Here is a 15,912-nt window from a genome sequence, read left to right as displayed (position 1 = left end):
GTATATTCAACAGGGGGCCATTATGCGTATTGAAGTCACTATAGCCAAAACGTCACCTCTGCCTGCCGGTGCGATTGATGCGCTGGCGGGCGAACTCTCCCGTCGTATTAGCCATCATTTTCCTGAGAACTTGGGTAACGTCACCGTACGTTACGCTACCGCCAACAACTTGTCCGTCATTGGCGCATCAAAAGAGGACAAAGAACGCATTAGCGAGATTCTCCAGGAGACCTGGGAGAGCGCTGATGACTGGTTCATCAATGAATAAAAAATGATATGCAGTGATGTATGTTTGCCGGGTCGCCCCGGCTTTTTTATTTGCGCAACTGATGAATATTTCGCCTGACCCTCAAAATAATTGCACAACATCCTAAAAAAATATGAATGAACTGCCGCTTTATTGTTCATATAATTCTTAAAAAGAGAAATTTATCCTCCGGTCTCTTTAAAAACGCAGTGAATAGCCTTATTAATTGGTATACTGAAGTTGCTTCAGAAGAAAAACACGCATTGAACCTCGAGAACCGTTGTCTTATAACACGTACCAGGGGGGCATGATGGAAAAGAATAATGAAGTCATTCAGACCCATCCGCTTGTAGGATGGGACATCAGCACCGTCGATAGCTATGATGCGCTGATGCTGCGTTTACACTACCAGACCCCAAATCGTCCGGAACCGGAAGGGACTGAAGTTGGTCAAACGCTCTGGTTAACGACAGATGTAGCCAGGCAATTTATTTCAATATTAGAAGCCGGCATCGCCAAAATAGAATCAGGTGATTACCAGGAAAACGAGTATCGTCGCCATTAGCGTGACGCGCTCCCCCTCTCTCAGGCACCGTAAGGTGCCTCACTTATTTCTGGCTTGTATATCTCAGCGCAGTTATTTACCCTGAAATCATCGCGATAGCAGAGAGAAGCTGATGAAATACGACCTTATTATTATCGGCAGCGGTTCGGTTGGCGCCGCCGCTGGTTATTACGCCACCCGCGCCGGGCTAAAGGTCCTGATGACCGATGCGCATATGCCGCCTCATCAACAGGGCAGCCATCACGGCGATACCCGACTTATCCGCCACGCTTATGGTGAAGGCGAAAAATATGTCCCACTGGTGCTTCGCGCCCAGGCGCTTTGGGATGAACTCTCCACACACAATGAAGAGCCTATTTTTGTCCGCTCCGGCGTCGTTAACCTCGGCCCGGCCGATTCCGCTTTCTTAGCCAACGTCGCACGAAGCGCGCAACAGTGGCAATTGAACGTCGAGCGCCTGGACGCGACGGCCCTCATGACGCGCTGGCCGGAAATTCGCGTGCCCGATAATTATATCGGGCTGTTTGAAGCTGACTCCGGTTTCCTGCGCAGCGAATTAGCCATTACCACATGGCTTCGTCTGGCCCGAGAGGCTGGCTGCGCACAGCTATTCAACAGCCCGGTAAGCCATATTCACCATGATGATAACGGTGTGACGATAGAGACGAGTGAAGGCAGCTACCACGCCAGCAAGGCGCTAATTAGCGCGGGCACCTGGGTAAAAGCGCTGGTACCGGAGCTGCCCGTTCAGCCCGTACGTAAAGTTTTTGCCTGGTTTAAGGCGGATGGACGTTACAGCACTAAAAACCGCTTTCCGGCCTTTACCGGCGAAATGCCCAACGGCGATCAATATTACGGTTTCCCGGCGGAGAACGACGAGTTAAAAATCGGCAAACACAATGGCGGACAGCTAATACAGGCTCCGGAAGAGCGCAAGCCCTTTGCCGCCGTTGCCAGCGATGGCGCGGAAGCATTTCCTTTCTTGCGTAATGTACTGCCGGGTATCGGCGGTTGTTTACATGGGGCGGCATGTACCTATGATTATTCGCCGGACGAGGATTTTATTATCGATACGCTGCCTGGCCATGAGAATACGCTTGTCATCACTGGACTCAGCGGACATGGTTTTAAATTCGCCCCGGTGTTAGGAGAAATCGCTGCGGATTTTGCGTTGGGAAAAACGCCCTCCTTTGATCTGACGCCGTTCCGGCTTTCCCGTTTTAGCCAATAATTTGTCGGCCCCGTAAAGGGGCTGTTTATTAAGGTAAGCTATGCGTCGTCTCTTTCATTTTCTGATGAATAATATTCGCGAACATTTCATGCTTTATGTTATTCTTTGGTCGCTGCTGGCGGTGATGGATATTGTTTATCTCCTTTTCTTTTGATTGCTTTTCATTGACGTTAACTGACACTTCCTGAAAGTTCCTCGCTTTTTATTTCATAACGTTAAGCACGGCAATAATGCCAGTTCCTGTCGTTGCGCGGTTATCAGGGGGAAATATCTCGAAACTTCTGAAGCTGAACCGCAAACAACATCAAAATTATTGAAATAAAAATAAATATCATTCAAATTCTTATTTATAAGTTGCATTCGGCGCTTTTCCACGCCATTTTCATTCTCTCGTGAAATATTGATTGGTGTGTTTATGCAATTTAAAAATACTCCACAGCGTTATGGCGTGGTTTCCGCCGCGCTCCACTGGCTGACCGCCCTGGTGGTCTATGGCATGTTTGCGTTGGGTTTATGGATGGTCACGCTCAGTTATTACGACGGCTGGTATCACCAGGCACCGGAAATACATAAAAGTATTGGCATATTACTGATGATGGCGCTGATCGTGCGTATTATCTGGCGGCTTTATTCTCCGCCGCCCATTGCGTTGACCAGCTATTCCCGTTTAACGCGCGCTGGCGCCGCCGCAGGTCATCTCCTCCTGTATCTCCTGCTCTTTGCGATAATCATTAGCGGCTACCTGATTTCCACCGCCGACGGTAAACCGATTAGCGTCTTTGGCTGGTTTGAGATTCCGGCCACGCTTACGGACGCGGGCGCGCAGGCTGACATCGCCGGAACGCTGCATCTGTGGTTTGCCTGGTCGCTGGTCATTATCTCGCTCTCGCATGGGGTTATGGCGCTAAAACACCATTTCATCGATAAAGACGACACACTGAAACGTATGACAGGAATGTCGTCATCTGACTATGGAGCTCAAAAATGAAAAAAAACCTGCTGGGATTCACCCTCGCATCCTTGTTATTCACGACCGGTTCCGCCGTGGCGGCGGAGTATAAAATTGATAAAGAAGGCCAACATGCGTTCGTCAATTTCCGCATCCAGCATCTGGGCTACAGCTGGCTGTACGGCACCTTTAAAGATTTCGACGGCACGTTTACTTTTGATGAAAAAAATCCGTCGGCAGACAAAGTGAACGTGACCATTAACACCAATAGCGTCGACACTAACCATGCCGAACGTGACAAACACCTGCGTAGCGCGGAATTTCTTAATGTTGCGAAATTCCCGCAGGCAACCTTCACCTCTACCAGCGTGAAAAAAGAGGGCGATGAACTGGATATTACCGGCAATCTGACGCTCAATGGCGTGACTAAACCGGTGACGCTGGAAGCAAAGCTGATGGGCCAGGGCGACGATCCGTGGGGCGGTAAGCGCGCGGGCTTTGAGGCCGAAGGAAAAATTAAGCTGAAGGACTTCAATATAACTACCGATCTCGGCCCGGCCTCACAAGAGGTTGAGCTTATCATCTCAGTAGAAGGCGTTCAGCAGAAGTAACGCCTGGCGAAATGCCGGATAGCGGCCTTTACGCTGCTATCCGGCAAAATATTACTCAGCCGGATCGGGAATGCTCAGTTTGCTATTAAGCCGACCACGCGATTTATTAAAAATTTTGTTGCCGTTCTCGCGACCCGCGCGACGTCGGCGCTGTTCTTCCTCCGGCAAGGCCAACTCTTCACAGCATTGTTCACTACAGCAGCCGTTAAATTTACTGGCGCACTGCGGACACTGAATAAACAGCAGATGGCAACCGTCGTTTTTGCAGTTGGTATGGCTATCGCAGGGCGCGCCGCACTGATGGCAATGCGCGATAATATCATCCGAGATTCGTTCGCCCATTCGTTCATCAAATACAAAGTTTTTGCCGATAAAGCGAACGGGAAGCCCCTGCTCGCGCGCGCGACGGGCGTACTCAATGATGCCACCCTCAATATGCCAGACTTTATTGAAACCGTTGTGTTTCATCCAGGCGCTGGCTTTCTCACAACGAATACCGCCGGTACAGTACATCACTATCTTTTTATCTGCATGTTCCCGCAGCATTTCAACCGCTTTTGGCAACTGTTCACGAAACGTATCCGCCGGGATTTCCAGAGCATTTTCGAAATGGCCGACTTCATACTCATAGTGGTTGCGCATATCAATAAAGACCGCGTCAGGATCGTCCAGCATCGCATTCACATCTGCCGCCTTCAGATAATCGCCGACATTACTGGCGTCAAAAGTCGGATCGTCAATACCGTCAGCGACGATACGGTCGCGAACTTTCATACGCAGCACCCAAAATGACTTTCCGTCATCCTCCAGCGCGATATTTAAACGCAGCCCGTCCAGCGCGGGGTCGAACGTATAAAGCTGTTGACGAAACGTCTCGAGCTTGCTTTGCGGCACGCTGATTTGCGCATTGATGCCTTCATGCGCCAGGTAAACGCGACCAAAAACGTCCAACGCCGTAAACACCTGATACAACGCGTCCCGCGTCTGTTGCGGCGAGGCGATAGTGAAATATTTATAAAAAGAAATTGTCGTACGCGGCTCGCTTTCCGCCAGCATTTTGGCTTTCAGCTCGTCATTAGAGATGCGGTTGTGTAACACTGGCATGGTGTACGTATCCTGCAATCAGCAAAAAATAAAGTGGGCAGGCATGATAAGGCAAGTCTCGCCAATTTACATCCACACATTTTGCGCTACATTTCCTGCTTTACACTAAATAATTAACAACAATTGTCGATTTAATCGCCACTCTCTTGCTACATATTTTTGCTCAACGCAAAAAGATGCGAGAATACGGGGAATTGTTCGTTGAAAGACAGGATAGAAATGACGAAGTTGCCTAAGTTCTCCGTGGCCTTACTGCACCCGCGCTATTGGTTAACCTGGTTGGGTATAGGCGCGCTTTGGTTGGTCGTGCAACTCCCCTACCCGGTCATCTATAAATTGGGTTGCGCATTGGGCCACCTGGCGCGACGCGTAATGAAACGCCGCGCAAAAATCGCCTATCGCAACCTTGAATTATGCTTTCCGGAAATGACCGCGCAGGAACGCCACACCATGGTGGTCAAAAACTTTGAATCCGTCGGTATGGGCGTGATGGAAACCGGCATGGCCTGGTTCTGGCCCGATCGGCGAGTGAACCGCTGGATGGAAGCGAGCGGTCTGGAGCATATCCGTGAAGTTAAGGCGCAGGGACTGGGGTTCATTCTGGTAGGAATACATTTCCTTACCCTTGAGTTTGGCGCCCGCATGTTTGGTATGCATAACCCGGGTATTGGAGTTTATCGCCCGAATGATAATCCGTTGCTCGACTGGTTACAGACCTGGGGACGCTTACGCTCCAATAAATCGATGTTGGATCGCAAAGATCTGAAAGGCATGGTTAAGGCATTGAAAAGCGGCGAATTGATCTGGTATGCGCCGGATCACGATTATGGCCCGCGCGCCAGCGTTTTTGTACCATTATTCGCTGTCGACCAGGCTGCCACGACCTCCGGTACCTGGATGCTCGCGCGCATGTCTAAAGCCTGTATTATCCCCTTCGTGCCTCGCCGTAAACCCGATGGGAAAGGCTACGAACTGATCATTCTTCCTGCGGAATATTCGCCTCCGCTGGAGAGCGCAGAAGCGACTGCCGCATGGATGAATAAAATTGTCGAGCAGTGCATTATGATGGCACCAGAGCAGTATATGTGGCTGCATCGCCGCTTTAAAACTCGCCCTGAAGGCGTACCATCGCGCTATTGACAGGATTGCAGCCGTCAGGCTGCAATTTTTCCCCTCTTTTAGCTTTAAAAGCTCCCCACATTGCGAGGCTGGTAAGGTCGGCGCATAATTATAATTAGTACGCTCATAATTAAATTGATGATAGCGCAAACCGCGCATCATACTGTGGAACGCTATGTCACCCTCTGATGTCCCCATAAACTGGAAACGCAATCTAACCGTTACCTGGCTGGGCTGTTTTTTAACCGGCGCGGCATTCAGTCTGGTCATGCCTTTTCTCCCTCTCTACGTTGAGCAACTCGGCGTAACAGGCCATAGCGCGCTCAACATGTGGTCCGGGCTGGTCTTTAGTATTACGTTCCTCTTTTCAGCTATCGCTTCCCCTTTTTGGGGCGGTCTGGCGGATCGTAAAGGGCGTAAGATTATGCTGTTGCGTTCCGCTCTCGGCATGGCCATTGTGATGCTGTTAATGGGCATGGCGCAAAATATCTGGCAATTTCTGATCCTCCGCGCGTTATTAGGCCTGCTGGGCGGATTTATTCCCAACGCCAATGCGCTCATCGCCACTCAGGTGCCGCGCCATAAAAGCGGCTGGGCGTTAGGGACGCTCTCTACTGGCGGCGTCAGCGGCGCTCTGCTTGGCCCACTTGCGGGCGGTCTGCTCGCCGACCATTACGGCCTTCGCCCGGTCTTTTTTATTACCGCCAGCGTGTTGTTTATCTGTTTTCTGCTCACCTTCTTTTTTATTCGCGAGAATTTCCTGCCGGTGAGCAAAAAAGAGATGCTTCACGTTCGGGAAGTGGTCGCCTCGTTAAAAAATCCCCGCCTGGTGTTAAGCCTGTTTGTCACCACGCTGATTATTCAGGTGGCGACGGGGTCTATTGCGCCCATCCTGACGCTCTATGTGCGCGAACTCGCGGGAAATGTCAGTAATATTGCGTTCATTAGCGGGATGATAGCGTCCGTTCCCGGCGTGGCGGCATTACTTAGCGCCCCCCGACTCGGCAAGCTCGGCGACAGAATTGGCCCGGAAAAGATCCTTATCGTCGCGCTGATTATTTCCGTACTGCTGCTGATTCCAATGTCTTTTGTGCAAACGCCGTGGCAGCTCGCGCTATTGCGGTTTCTGCTTGGCGCGGCGGATGGCGCGCTGCTGCCAGCCGTTCAAACTCTGCTGGTTTACAACTCTACCAACCAGATAGCCGGGCGCATATTCAGTTACAACCAATCTTTCCGCGATATCGGCAACGTCACCGGCCCTCTCATGGGCGCCGCAATTTCCGCGAGCTATGGCTTCCGCGCCGTCTTCTGCGTCACGGCAGGCGTGGTGTTGTTCAATGCTATCTATTCATGGAACAGCTTACGACGGCGCAGACTGGCAATAGAATGATTTTTGCGCTTTCATACTTGCAATATCACAGAATCAGCTATTCTTTCCCTAAATACCTCGTCAAATCAAAGGGAGACACTGATGACCATGTATGCCACGCTGGAAGAAGCTATCGATGCAGCCCGGGAAGAATTTCTGGCTGACCATCCAGGCCTCGAACAAGATGAAGCGAATGTGCAGCAGTTCAACGTTCAGAAATATGTACTGCAGGATGGGGACATCATGTGGCAGGTCGAATTTTTCGCCGATGAAGGTGAAGATGGCGAATGTCTGCCGATGCTGAGTGGTGAAGCCGCGCAGAGCGTGTTTGACGGCGATTATGATGAGATAGAGATCCGCCAGGAATGGCAGGAAGAGAATACCTTGCATGAATGGGATGAAGGGGAATTCCAGCTTGAACCCCCGCTTGATACCGAGGAAGGCCGTACTGCGGCAGACGAATGGGATGAGCGTTAATTACTCATAAGGCCCGTGGTGAATATCGAGCGGCAGTAGCAGTGTATCGAAGATCAGTGAGAAGGGCAGATCGAGGATAGTGATATAGCGCCATGCGGAATCACGCATATCCCACTGCACGCCAGGGTAATACTGGTTGCCGTGTCCTTGTCCGGGGATCGTTCTGCTGATAATACTGCCGCAGCCGCTCAGGGTAATCACCATTATGCTCACCGCGAATATACGCACCTGATACCTCATTTCACTATAAAAATACCGGCATCACGCCGGTATTTTTCACCTCACTCCAGACCTGAAGACCTTATCCCGCTGACGATGCTCGTCCCTGCAACGCCTGCGGATTCAGGACGAGAGACTGATAATGGTTTACCCAGGAAGAGTATCTCTCTGGCGCATTCCAGACCCGATAGTGTAAACGCGCCATCGTCACCGGATCGCTGAGCAAAACCAGACGCCGATCGCGATTCAGTTTCTCCGGCGTTTCGTTTAGCGCCTGCTCCACATGACGATCGCGGGCTATTTCCAGCACCTTACTGGCGCGGTGACGCGCGGTGGCCATCGCGGTCGCCAGCGCATTCAGCGACGGGTTAAATACCGCATGCATAAAGCCATCGTCCAGAATACGGCGGCGATTCATCTCCAGATATTTATCGGTATCGACCAACACCTGAGGCGGCGAATACTCTTCCGGGATCAGGAACAGCTTCCAGCGTTTGGTGCGTAATCCTACCGTTGAACGACTGGAGATCACCGAAACAAATGGCGACAGAATCAGCGAAAAGACAATCGGCGCCAGCCAGAACAGAAAGCGTAAATCCAGCCACGCCATACCCACCGCCCAGACCAGCCCCAGCAGCAGTTGAGAGCCGTGACGCATAAAGGCTTCTCCCCACGGCGTAGAATCATCGTCGCGTTGCGGTGAGTTCCAGACCACTTCCCAGCCGAGAAACGCGCTGACCACAAACACGGTATGAAACAGCATACGCACCGGCGCCAGCAATACGGAGAACAGCACTTCCAGCAACAGCGACAGCGTAACGCGCCAGAAACCGCCATACTCTTTGGTGCCTTTACACCAGATCAGCATAATACTGAGCAGCTTCGGCAGGAACAGCAGCACCATCGTTGACGCAAACAGCGCGATTGCCAGTTCCGGACGCCACTGCGGCCAGACCGGAAAAAGCTGGCGCGGCTGAAGGAAATATTGCGGCTCTGTTAACGCATGAACGACCTGCAGCGCGGTAGAAAGCGCGAGGAACATGAACCATAACGGCGCGGACAGATATGACATTACCCCCGTCAGGAACACGGCGCGATGCACCGGGTGCATTCCTTTCACCAGGAACAGACGAAAGTTCATCAGGTTGCCGTGACACCAGCGGCGGTCGCGTTTAAGCTCATCCAGCAGGTTTGGCGGCAGCTCTTCATAGGAGCCGGGAAGATCGTAGGCAATCCAGACGCCCCACCCTGCCCGACGCATTAGCGCCGCCTCCACAAAGTCGTGGGAAAGAATCGATCCGGCGAACGAACCTTCTCCCGGCAGCGGCGCCAGCGCGCAGTGCTCGATAAACGGCTTCACGCGGATAATGGCATTGTGCCCCCAGTAGTGCGACTCCCCCAACTGCCAGAAGTGCAGCCCGGCGGTAAACAGCGGCCCATAAACACGGGTCGCGAACTGTTGGCAGCGGGCATACAGAGTATCCATCCCCGACGCTTTCGGCGAAGACTGGATAATCCCGGCGTTTGGATTCGCTTCCATCAGGCGCACCAGCCCGCTCAGACACTCGCCACTCATCACTGAGTCCGCGTCCAGCACCACCATATAGCTGTACTGATTGCCCCAGCGGCGGCAAAAATCGTCAATATTGCCGCTTTTGCGTTTCATACGGCGGCGGCGGCGGCGGTAAAAAATTTGGCCTTCGCCCTGCACTTCCGCGATAAGCTCCATCCACGCCTTTTGCTCCGCCACGCAGATATCCGGGTTATAACTGTCGCTAAGGATATAGACGTCAAAATGCGCGGCGTTGCCTGTGGCTTTAACGGACTCCCAGGTCGCGCGCAGACCGGCGAAAACGCGGCTAACGTCTTCATTACAGATAGGCATGATCAGCGCCGTCCGGTGTTCCGGATTGAGGGGCTCATCGCCAACCGTAGACGCGGAGATGCTGTACTTATCGCGCCCGATAAGCAGTTGCAGGAAGCCCATCAGCGCCGTCCAGAATCCGGCTGACACCCAGCAGAACAGCACGGCAAACAAAATCAGGATACCGGTTTGCAGCATGTAGGGCAGGAGCTGCATAAAGGAGACCCAAATATCCTGCCCCACCATATCCATAGGATTGATGAGCGCCCATCCCTGATAAGGCAGAATGGTCTTCATATACCAGGTCGCGACAACGGTTTGCGCCAGAGTCAAAATTAACAAAATATAGCGGCGTATAGTGCCGACGGTACGCCATTTTTGCTCGCTCGCCTGCTCTTCTTTTGTCAGACGAGAAACATAGCGCGGCGTTACATCCCGCCCACGCAGGCGATCCCAGAAACGGCCAACCGGGTTGGTTCGCCAGGGATCGGGAAACATCGAAGAGCGCGTCGCTTTTGGCATAGCCTGCAACTGATCGCGCCCTTCATCATCTTTAATTAACTGCCCCTTCGCCAATGAATCCGGCCAGGCGTGTTCAAGGCGGGCTTTTACGGAACCCTGCGGTGAATCGTCTTCTCGCGAGTAAGTCCGATGCTCGGCATCCAGCGCCTGATGTACGGCGCGGATGTCAGTTTTCGGCAATGCCGCTTTCTCACGTTCAGAAAGCAGCAGTGCGTCAATATACTCAGTTGTTTTATTCATTGGCAGGTAACTGGTAGCTCCAGGTTTCACTTAGCGTCTGATCGGCATTCACCAATGCGGCACGCATTTCCGTGGTTTTCTTCGCGTCTTTGACTTTCACGCGCAGCATTAAACGCCAGCCTTTAGTGACTGGGTTATAGCGTACATTACTGTCAACGATTTCACCGTTATCGCCAATGCTGGTTTGCGCAGCGACAGGCGTATCCGGCGGCAGTTTTTTCATGTCGGCACCAACGAAATCCACCACAAAGGCAATAGTGCCGTCGGGCTGGCGAATCAGATTCGACTGTTTAACGTCGCCCGTTGAGCGGCGTGTTTGCAGCACCCAGGCATTATCCGGCGCATGAAGTTTATCTTCATCGCGGCTGAAGGTCAGAGTGTACTTGAAGTTCATCTCTTTACCCGGTTCCGGCAATTGATCCGGAGTCCAGTAAGCGACGATGTTATCGTTGGTTTCATCATTGGTCGGAATTTCAACCAGTTCAACCTTACCTTTGCCCCAGTCGCCTTTCGGGGTAATCCAGGCGCTTGGACGCAGGTCGTAGCGATCGTCTAAATCTTCAAAGCGCGAGAACTCGCGGCCGCGCTGCAACAGGCCGAATCCCTGAGGGTTTTCCATCGCATAGCTGCTCACCGCGAGGTGTTTTGGATTGTTCAGCGGACGCCAAATCCACTCGCCATTACCCGCATGAATGGATAAGCCGTTCGAGTCATGCAGTTCCGGACGATAGTTGGTCGTCGGCGACGGCTGGTTTGGCCCAAACAGGAACATACTGGTTAATGGCGCAACGCCCAGCTTGCCTACTTTATCGCGCAGATAGACTTTTGACTGCACGTCCACCACGGTATCGCGGCCAGGAATGATCACAAAACGGTAAGCGCCGGTCGCGCGCGGAGAATCGAGTAATGCATAGACGGTCAAACGCTTATCGGTGGGTTTTGGACGCTCAATCCAGAACTCGCGAAAGCGGGGAAACTCTTCACCAGATGGTAAGGCGGTATCAATCGCCAGGCCGCGCGCAGATAAGCCATATACCTGGCCTGCGCCGATCACGCGGAAATAGCTGGCGCCAAGCATACTGACGATTTCGTCGTTCTTATCTTTACTGTTGATGGGGTACAGGACTTTGAACCCGGCGAAGCCTAAATCTTTTACCGTGTCTTTATCATGCTGAACATTGCCAAAATTGAAGTAATCCGGGCTGTATTTGATTCTTTTGACCGTCGTCGCCGTCACTTCGTTAATCTTGACCGGCGTATCGAAGTACATCCCCTGATGGTAAAATTCGAGCTTAAAAGGGGTCTTTAAGTTGTTCCAGTAGGCTTTATCGCTGTTAAACTGGATCTGCTGATAATCCGCATATTTCATGTCGCGGAAAACGGAGGGCAAGTTGCTTTTAGGCGCCTCATAGCCTTTCCCGGCTAAAGATTGAGCTTGTTTTGCCACGTCATCAATACTGAACGCCCAGCTCGATGATGCGTAGAGCGTTAACATAATAGCTGCGCCCAACCAACGCATTTTCATCATTTGTCGTTTATGTTTCATAATAAGTAAGCACTTCCCCCTTTGTGTGCTTATATCGATCCGATCCATTTTAATGGATAATCAGGCATTACGACAACTGAATCCAGGCTTTGTTCAGCGCGCTGGCTCATGGATTAAGCACCTCCCGCGCCTGTTTTCACTTTGCGTGCTTATCCTGGAGACAGGTTGTCGGAGTTGGTGTAGGGTTGCTACCGAATGTAACTATAATTCGCCTTATGGATAAGGTGAAAAATCTGAGAATACGTGACCTTATATGAGCTCTGTACCCGCGCCGCGCGAATATTTTCTTGACTCTATCCGCGCATGGCTGATGTTGTTAGGGATTCCCTTTCATATCTCGTTGATCTATTCCACTCACAGTTGGCATGTCAATAGCGCCGCGCCATCGTGGTGGCTAACCCTGTTTAACGATTTTATCCACGCTTTTCGTATGCAGGTGTTTTTTGTTATTTCTGGTTATTTTTCGTACATGTTGTTTTTACGTTATCCGTTAAAACGCTGGTGGAAAGTACGGGTAGAACGTGTGGGTATTCCCATGCTTACCGCAATCCCTTTGCTTACCTTGCCGCAATTTATCCTGTTGCAATATGTCAAAGAGAAAACAGAGAACTGGCCTACACTCTCTGCCTATGAAAAATATAATACGTTAGCGTGGGAACTCATTTCACATCTGTGGTTTTTACTGGTGCTGGTGATATTAACCACAGTCAGCATCGGGATTTTTACCTGGTTCCAAAAAAGGCAGGAAACAAGCAAGCCTCGTCCCGCCGCTATTTCACTGGCCAAACTTTCGCTTATTTTTTTCCTGCTGGGGATCGCTTACGCCGCTATCAGGCGCATTATTTTCATCGTATATCCAGCAATCCTCAGTGACGGCATGTTCAATTTTATTGTGATGCAAACGCTATTTTATGTGCCATTTTTTATTCTCGGCGCGTTGGCCTTCATTCACCCCGATCTGAAAGCGCGCTTCACCACGCCCTCACGCGGATGCACTTTAGGCGCTGCCGTTGCTTTTATCGCGTATCTGCTGAATCAACGTTATGGGAGCGGCGACGCCTGGATGTACGAAACCGAATCCGTGATTACGATGGTCATGGGGCTGTGGATGGTGAACGTGGTATTCTCACTGGGGCATCGCTTGTTAAACTTCCAGTCCGCGCGTGTCACCTATTTCGTGAATGCTTCGCTGTTTATCTATCTGGTGCATCATCCCTTAACGCTTTTCTTTGGCGCGTATATTACACCGCATATCACCTCCAACCTGATCGGGTTCTTGTGCGGGCTGATATTTGTTATGGGTATTGCGTTAATTCTGTATGAAATTCATTTACGCATCCCGCTCCTGAAATTTCTCTTTTCAGGTAAACCGCCGGTAAAACAAGAAAGCCGCGCCGCGATCGGGTAGTTTTCCGCGCGCGGGTTCACAGCAACCATTCCACAGGTAAAATTGCCGCCAACCGTACCAGAACTCGCTGCCAGAAACGCGTAGCGGGTTCTTTCTTTAACACCTTTTCCTCTTCTTGCTGACGATCGATCCAGTTAATTCGTCCCCAGCGATCCAGCCGCAGTTGCCAGGCCGCATCGCGTTGGCTCTGCGTAAAACGCTTATGAATAAGCGTCGCCAGCGTTTCACTTTCAATGACAAAGCCCATTTCGGTATTTAAAAGCGTTGAACGGGGATCAAAATTAAGCGACCCGATAAACACCTTACTACCATCAATACTGAACGTTTTAGCATGTAAGCTGGAACCTGAGTTCCCGGTGAGTCCGCGATCATGTACGGCGGTTTCATGTTCGCGGGTCGGTTTCAGTTCGTAGAGCTCCACGCCATAGCGCAGTAATTTCTTTCGCCAGCGCGCGTACCCTGCGTGAACGACCGCCACATCGTTGGCCGCCAGAGAGTTAGTTAAGATGGCGATCTTCACGCCCTTCCTGACCAGATTAAGCAACTGCGCCACGCCTGCGCGCGTAGGGACAAAGTAAGCGGAAATAATGTCGATACGCTCAGTCGGCGAGCCCATCACGTCAAATAATCGCTGCGGAAGAAGCGAATGGCGCTGCGCCTTCCCCTCGCCTTTAGAAGGGTCATCGCTAAGTAAGCGTGTTTTTGCCCAAATCAGCGGCAATGTTCCGCGATCGAGATCCGCCATAAACTGACTGGTTTCCAGCTTATGCAGATAGCGGCGGGTGATCTCATCGTTATACCAGGATTCGGGAAGTTCGATACGCTGCGTCAGTTCCTGCTCAGAAAGGGATAATACTTGCTGCAATGTCGACACTGAACTACAGCGCCAGTAACGTTCAAAATCATTGGCGACATCATTGACCACCGGGCCAATGGCCATCACGTCCAGATCGGAAAATAGCGGCTCCTCGCCAGCGCCGAAATAGGCATCGCCGATGTTGCGCCCACCGACCAGCGTCACTACGCCGTCGGCAGTGTAACTTTTATTGTGCATCCGCCGATTCAGCCGCGCAAAATCCGTCAAATATCCCAGCGCGCGTAGCGTACGAAAAGAGAAAGGATTAAACAGACGAACTTCGATATTAGGATGGCTATCCAGCAAGCGCAACGTATCATCCAGACCAGGCGTATTGTTATCATCCAGCAGCAGACGAACATGAACGCCACGCTTCGCCGCCGACAGCAGTACCGAAAAGAGCAGCCGCCCGGACATATCGTCTTCCCAAATATAATACTGCACATCCAGCGTCCGCGCCGCCATTTCGGTCAGGCGGTAGCGGGCGGCAAAAGCGTCCAGACTGTTATCCAGCGCCAGAATGCCGCACTCTCCGGGATGGCGCGCGCATAGCGGTTCAACGGCACGCTCCAGGCGTGTTTTATCAGGCAGGGTCGTCGCCTTGCTGAGTAAGTAATCTTGCGTAAAGCCGGGCAGTTTCTTCATCATAACAGACAAAGTATACCTGTTCAGGCAGAGCGTAACGGGTAATAAAATCTGAAACCGTCCTGACGGCGACTTCAGCGGCCTGGGCGCGTGGATAGCCATAAACGCCGGTACTGATTGCCGGAAAAGCGATGGAACGAAAGTGATTCGCCTCGGCAAGCAGTAAACAATTCCGGTATGCCGCTTCGAGTAGCTCAGCTTCCTGGTGTTCGCCGCCTCGCCAGACGGGCCCCACTGTGTGAATAACCGCCTTTGCCGAAAGCTTGCCAGCAGGCGTGATAACCGCATGTCCCGTCTGACATTCGCCCTGTTGCTGGCGGATGAGTTTACAGGCGTCCAGCAATGCCGGCCCCGCCGCGCGATGAATCGCGCCGTCTACGCCGCCGCCGCCCATTAATGATGCGTTAGCGGCATTCACAATCGCATCGACGCTAAGTTGAGTGATATCACCCTGTATGACCTGAAGACGTGATGTCATAACCCCCCCTTTGTCTCACCTTATCTGCAAAGTGTACAGCAGGGCTTTCAACAGAGTCGCTCTTTTTATATCTATGACACCGCCGTTAACGGTACTCAATATTCATCACCGCCAGGCTTTTTTGCGCATCGAGATAATGCAGCCGCACCGTCGCAATGGACTGAATATCCTGCGGTAATCCAGATGCCTGCCGAAGGTCAATCCGGTGCATTTGCTTTTTACCTTCACGTAGGCAGGTTAAATCAATATTTTCGGCGTGAGTAGAAATATCGCACAGTGGCTCAACAATCGCGCCGCGAAAATGGATAACGCCGCCCTGTACCGTTTGTTGCCCTACCGCAGAATGGATAAAAAAAGCGCAGATACACAGACCTATGGCAGGGATATTTTTCTTGATTACGGACATGTTAACTCCTCAATGATTAGTCATCCTCGAGGGTTCGGCGTTACCTTTTAGCGACA

17 protein-coding genes are annotated in these 15,912 nt (G+C 51.6%); 10 read left to right on the top strand and 7 right to left on the bottom strand.

Features of this window, described 5'->3' with window-relative positions; genetic code table 11:
• The first annotated feature begins 22 nt into the window (after nt 1-22).
• The 6 genes from dinI (at nt 23) to ACLJRE_RS04565 (ending at nt 3,603) form a co-directional block, all read left to right on the top strand.
• Nucleotides 23-268, top strand: coding sequence for a DNA damage-inducible protein I (dinI, locus tag ACLJRE_RS04590; RefSeq protein WP_001217763.1), 246 nt, complete (start codon nt 23-25; stop codon nt 266-268).
• 289 nt (nt 269-557) lie between these two features.
• On the top strand, nt 558-812 hold the full coding sequence (gene bssS, locus ACLJRE_RS04585) for a biofilm formation regulator BssS (protein ID WP_000414441.1): 255 nt from the start codon (nt 558-560) through the stop codon (nt 810-812).
• Between the two features lie 112 nt (nt 813-924).
• Complete coding sequence (solA, locus tag ACLJRE_RS04580; RefSeq protein WP_031601914.1) at nt 925-2,043, top strand: N-methyl-L-tryptophan oxidase; 1,119 nt, start codon at nt 925-927, stop codon at nt 2,041-2,043.
• A 40-nt stretch (nt 2,044-2,083) separates the two neighbouring features.
• Nucleotides 2,084-2,197: a YceO family protein gene (locus ACLJRE_RS04575; protein WP_001253282.1), complete on the top strand. Its 114-nt coding sequence runs from the start codon at nt 2,084-2,086 to the stop codon at nt 2,195-2,197.
• 261 nt (nt 2,198-2,458) lie between these two features.
• The gene (locus ACLJRE_RS04570) at nt 2,459-3,031 is read left to right on the top strand and encodes a cytochrome b (RefSeq protein WP_001159782.1); all 573 of its coding nucleotides are present in this window, start codon (nt 2,459-2,461) and stop codon (nt 3,029-3,031) included.
• Nucleotides 3,028-3,603: a YceI family protein gene (locus tag ACLJRE_RS04565; protein ID WP_000739886.1), complete on the top strand. Its 576-nt coding sequence runs from the start codon at nt 3,028-3,030 to the stop codon at nt 3,601-3,603. Before ACLJRE_RS04570 ends, ACLJRE_RS04565 begins: the two co-directional genes overlap by 4 nt.
• Before the next feature lie 51 nt (nt 3,604-3,654).
• On the opposite strand, the gene ACLJRE_RS04560 is transcribed toward ACLJRE_RS04565, so the two are convergent.
• Complete coding sequence (locus tag ACLJRE_RS04560) at nt 3,655-4,707, bottom strand: rhodanese-related sulfurtransferase (RefSeq protein ID WP_001144628.1); 1,053 nt, start codon at nt 4,705-4,707, stop codon at nt 3,655-3,657.
• A gap of 219 nt (nt 4,708-4,926) precedes the next feature.
• Between ACLJRE_RS04560 and ACLJRE_RS04555 the strand changes: the two genes are divergently transcribed.
• The 3 genes from ACLJRE_RS04555 to ACLJRE_RS04545 all read left to right on the top strand — a co-directional run bounded on the left by ACLJRE_RS04555 (nt 4,927) and on the right by ACLJRE_RS04545 (nt 7,672).
• The gene (locus ACLJRE_RS04555; protein WP_000163977.1) at nt 4,927-5,847 is read left to right on the top strand and encodes a Kdo(2)-lipid IV(A) acyltransferase; all 921 of its coding nucleotides are present in this window, start codon (nt 4,927-4,929) and stop codon (nt 5,845-5,847) included.
• A gap of 154 nt (nt 5,848-6,001) precedes the next feature.
• Nucleotides 6,002-7,216, top strand: coding sequence for a multidrug efflux MFS transporter MdtG (gene mdtG / locus ACLJRE_RS04550; protein ID WP_000075053.1), 1,215 nt, complete (start codon nt 6,002-6,004; stop codon nt 7,214-7,216).
• 81 nt (nt 7,217-7,297) lie between these two features.
• A complete protein-coding gene (locus tag ACLJRE_RS04545; protein WP_000180050.1) occupies nt 7,298-7,672 on the top strand; it encodes a MysB family protein in 375 nt (124 codons plus the stop codon).
• Here ACLJRE_RS04545 and ACLJRE_RS04540 read toward each other — a convergent pair whose 3' ends face one another.
• The 3 genes from ACLJRE_RS04540 to mdoG form a co-directional block, all read right to left on the bottom strand.
• Nucleotides 7,673-7,900 carry a YceK/YidQ family lipoprotein gene (locus ACLJRE_RS04540; protein ID WP_001217832.1) on the bottom strand — a complete coding sequence of 76 codons (228 nt, stop codon included), beginning with the start codon at nt 7,898-7,900 and terminating at the stop codon, nt 7,673-7,675.
• 73 nt (nt 7,901-7,973) lie between these two features.
• Entirely contained in the window at nt 7,974-10,517 is a 2,544-nt protein-coding gene (gene mdoH, locus ACLJRE_RS04535; RefSeq protein WP_001044607.1) for a glucans biosynthesis glucosyltransferase MdoH, read from the bottom strand.
• Nucleotides 10,510-12,045, bottom strand: a complete 1,536-nt coding sequence (gene mdoG / locus ACLJRE_RS04530) for a glucans biosynthesis protein MdoG (RefSeq protein ID WP_001562609.1) — start codon at nt 12,043-12,045, stop codon at nt 10,510-10,512. The genes mdoH and mdoG overlap by 8 nt, the downstream gene beginning before the upstream one ends.
• A gap of 271 nt (nt 12,046-12,316) precedes the next feature.
• On the opposite strand from mdoG, the gene mdoC reads away from it, so the two are divergent.
• The gene (gene mdoC, locus ACLJRE_RS04525; RefSeq protein WP_000100058.1) at nt 12,317-13,471 is read left to right on the top strand and encodes a glucans biosynthesis protein MdoC; all 1,155 of its coding nucleotides are present in this window, start codon (nt 12,317-12,319) and stop codon (nt 13,469-13,471) included.
• 16 nt (nt 13,472-13,487) lie between these two features.
• Here the strand turns inward: mdoC and ACLJRE_RS04520 are convergent, their stop codons facing one another.
• The 3 genes from ACLJRE_RS04520 to ACLJRE_RS04510 all read right to left on the bottom strand — a co-directional run bounded on the left by ACLJRE_RS04520 (nt 13,488) and on the right by ACLJRE_RS04510 (nt 15,856).
• Nucleotides 13,488-14,975 carry a phospholipase D family protein gene (locus ACLJRE_RS04520; RefSeq protein WP_000976323.1) on the bottom strand — a complete coding sequence of 496 codons (1,488 nt, stop codon included), beginning with the start codon at nt 14,973-14,975 and terminating at the stop codon, nt 13,488-13,490.
• Nucleotides 14,911-15,450, bottom strand: a complete 540-nt coding sequence (gene ymdB, locus ACLJRE_RS04515; protein WP_000203939.1) for an O-acetyl-ADP-ribose deacetylase — start codon at nt 15,448-15,450, stop codon at nt 14,911-14,913. Before ymdB ends, ACLJRE_RS04520 begins: the two co-directional genes overlap by 65 nt.
• A gap of 85 nt (nt 15,451-15,535) precedes the next feature.
• A complete protein-coding gene (locus tag ACLJRE_RS04510) occupies nt 15,536-15,856 on the bottom strand; it encodes a type 1 fimbrial protein (RefSeq protein WP_000111254.1) in 321 nt (106 codons plus the stop codon).
• Nucleotides 15,857-15,912: the final 56 nt, after the last annotated feature.

Source organism: Salmonella sp. SAL04157 (assembly GCF_046551635.1).
In the GTDB taxonomy this organism is placed as follows: Bacteria; Pseudomonadota; Gammaproteobacteria; order Enterobacterales; family Enterobacteriaceae; genus Salmonella; species Salmonella enterica.
This window is presented reverse-complemented; position numbering and strand designations above follow the sequence as displayed.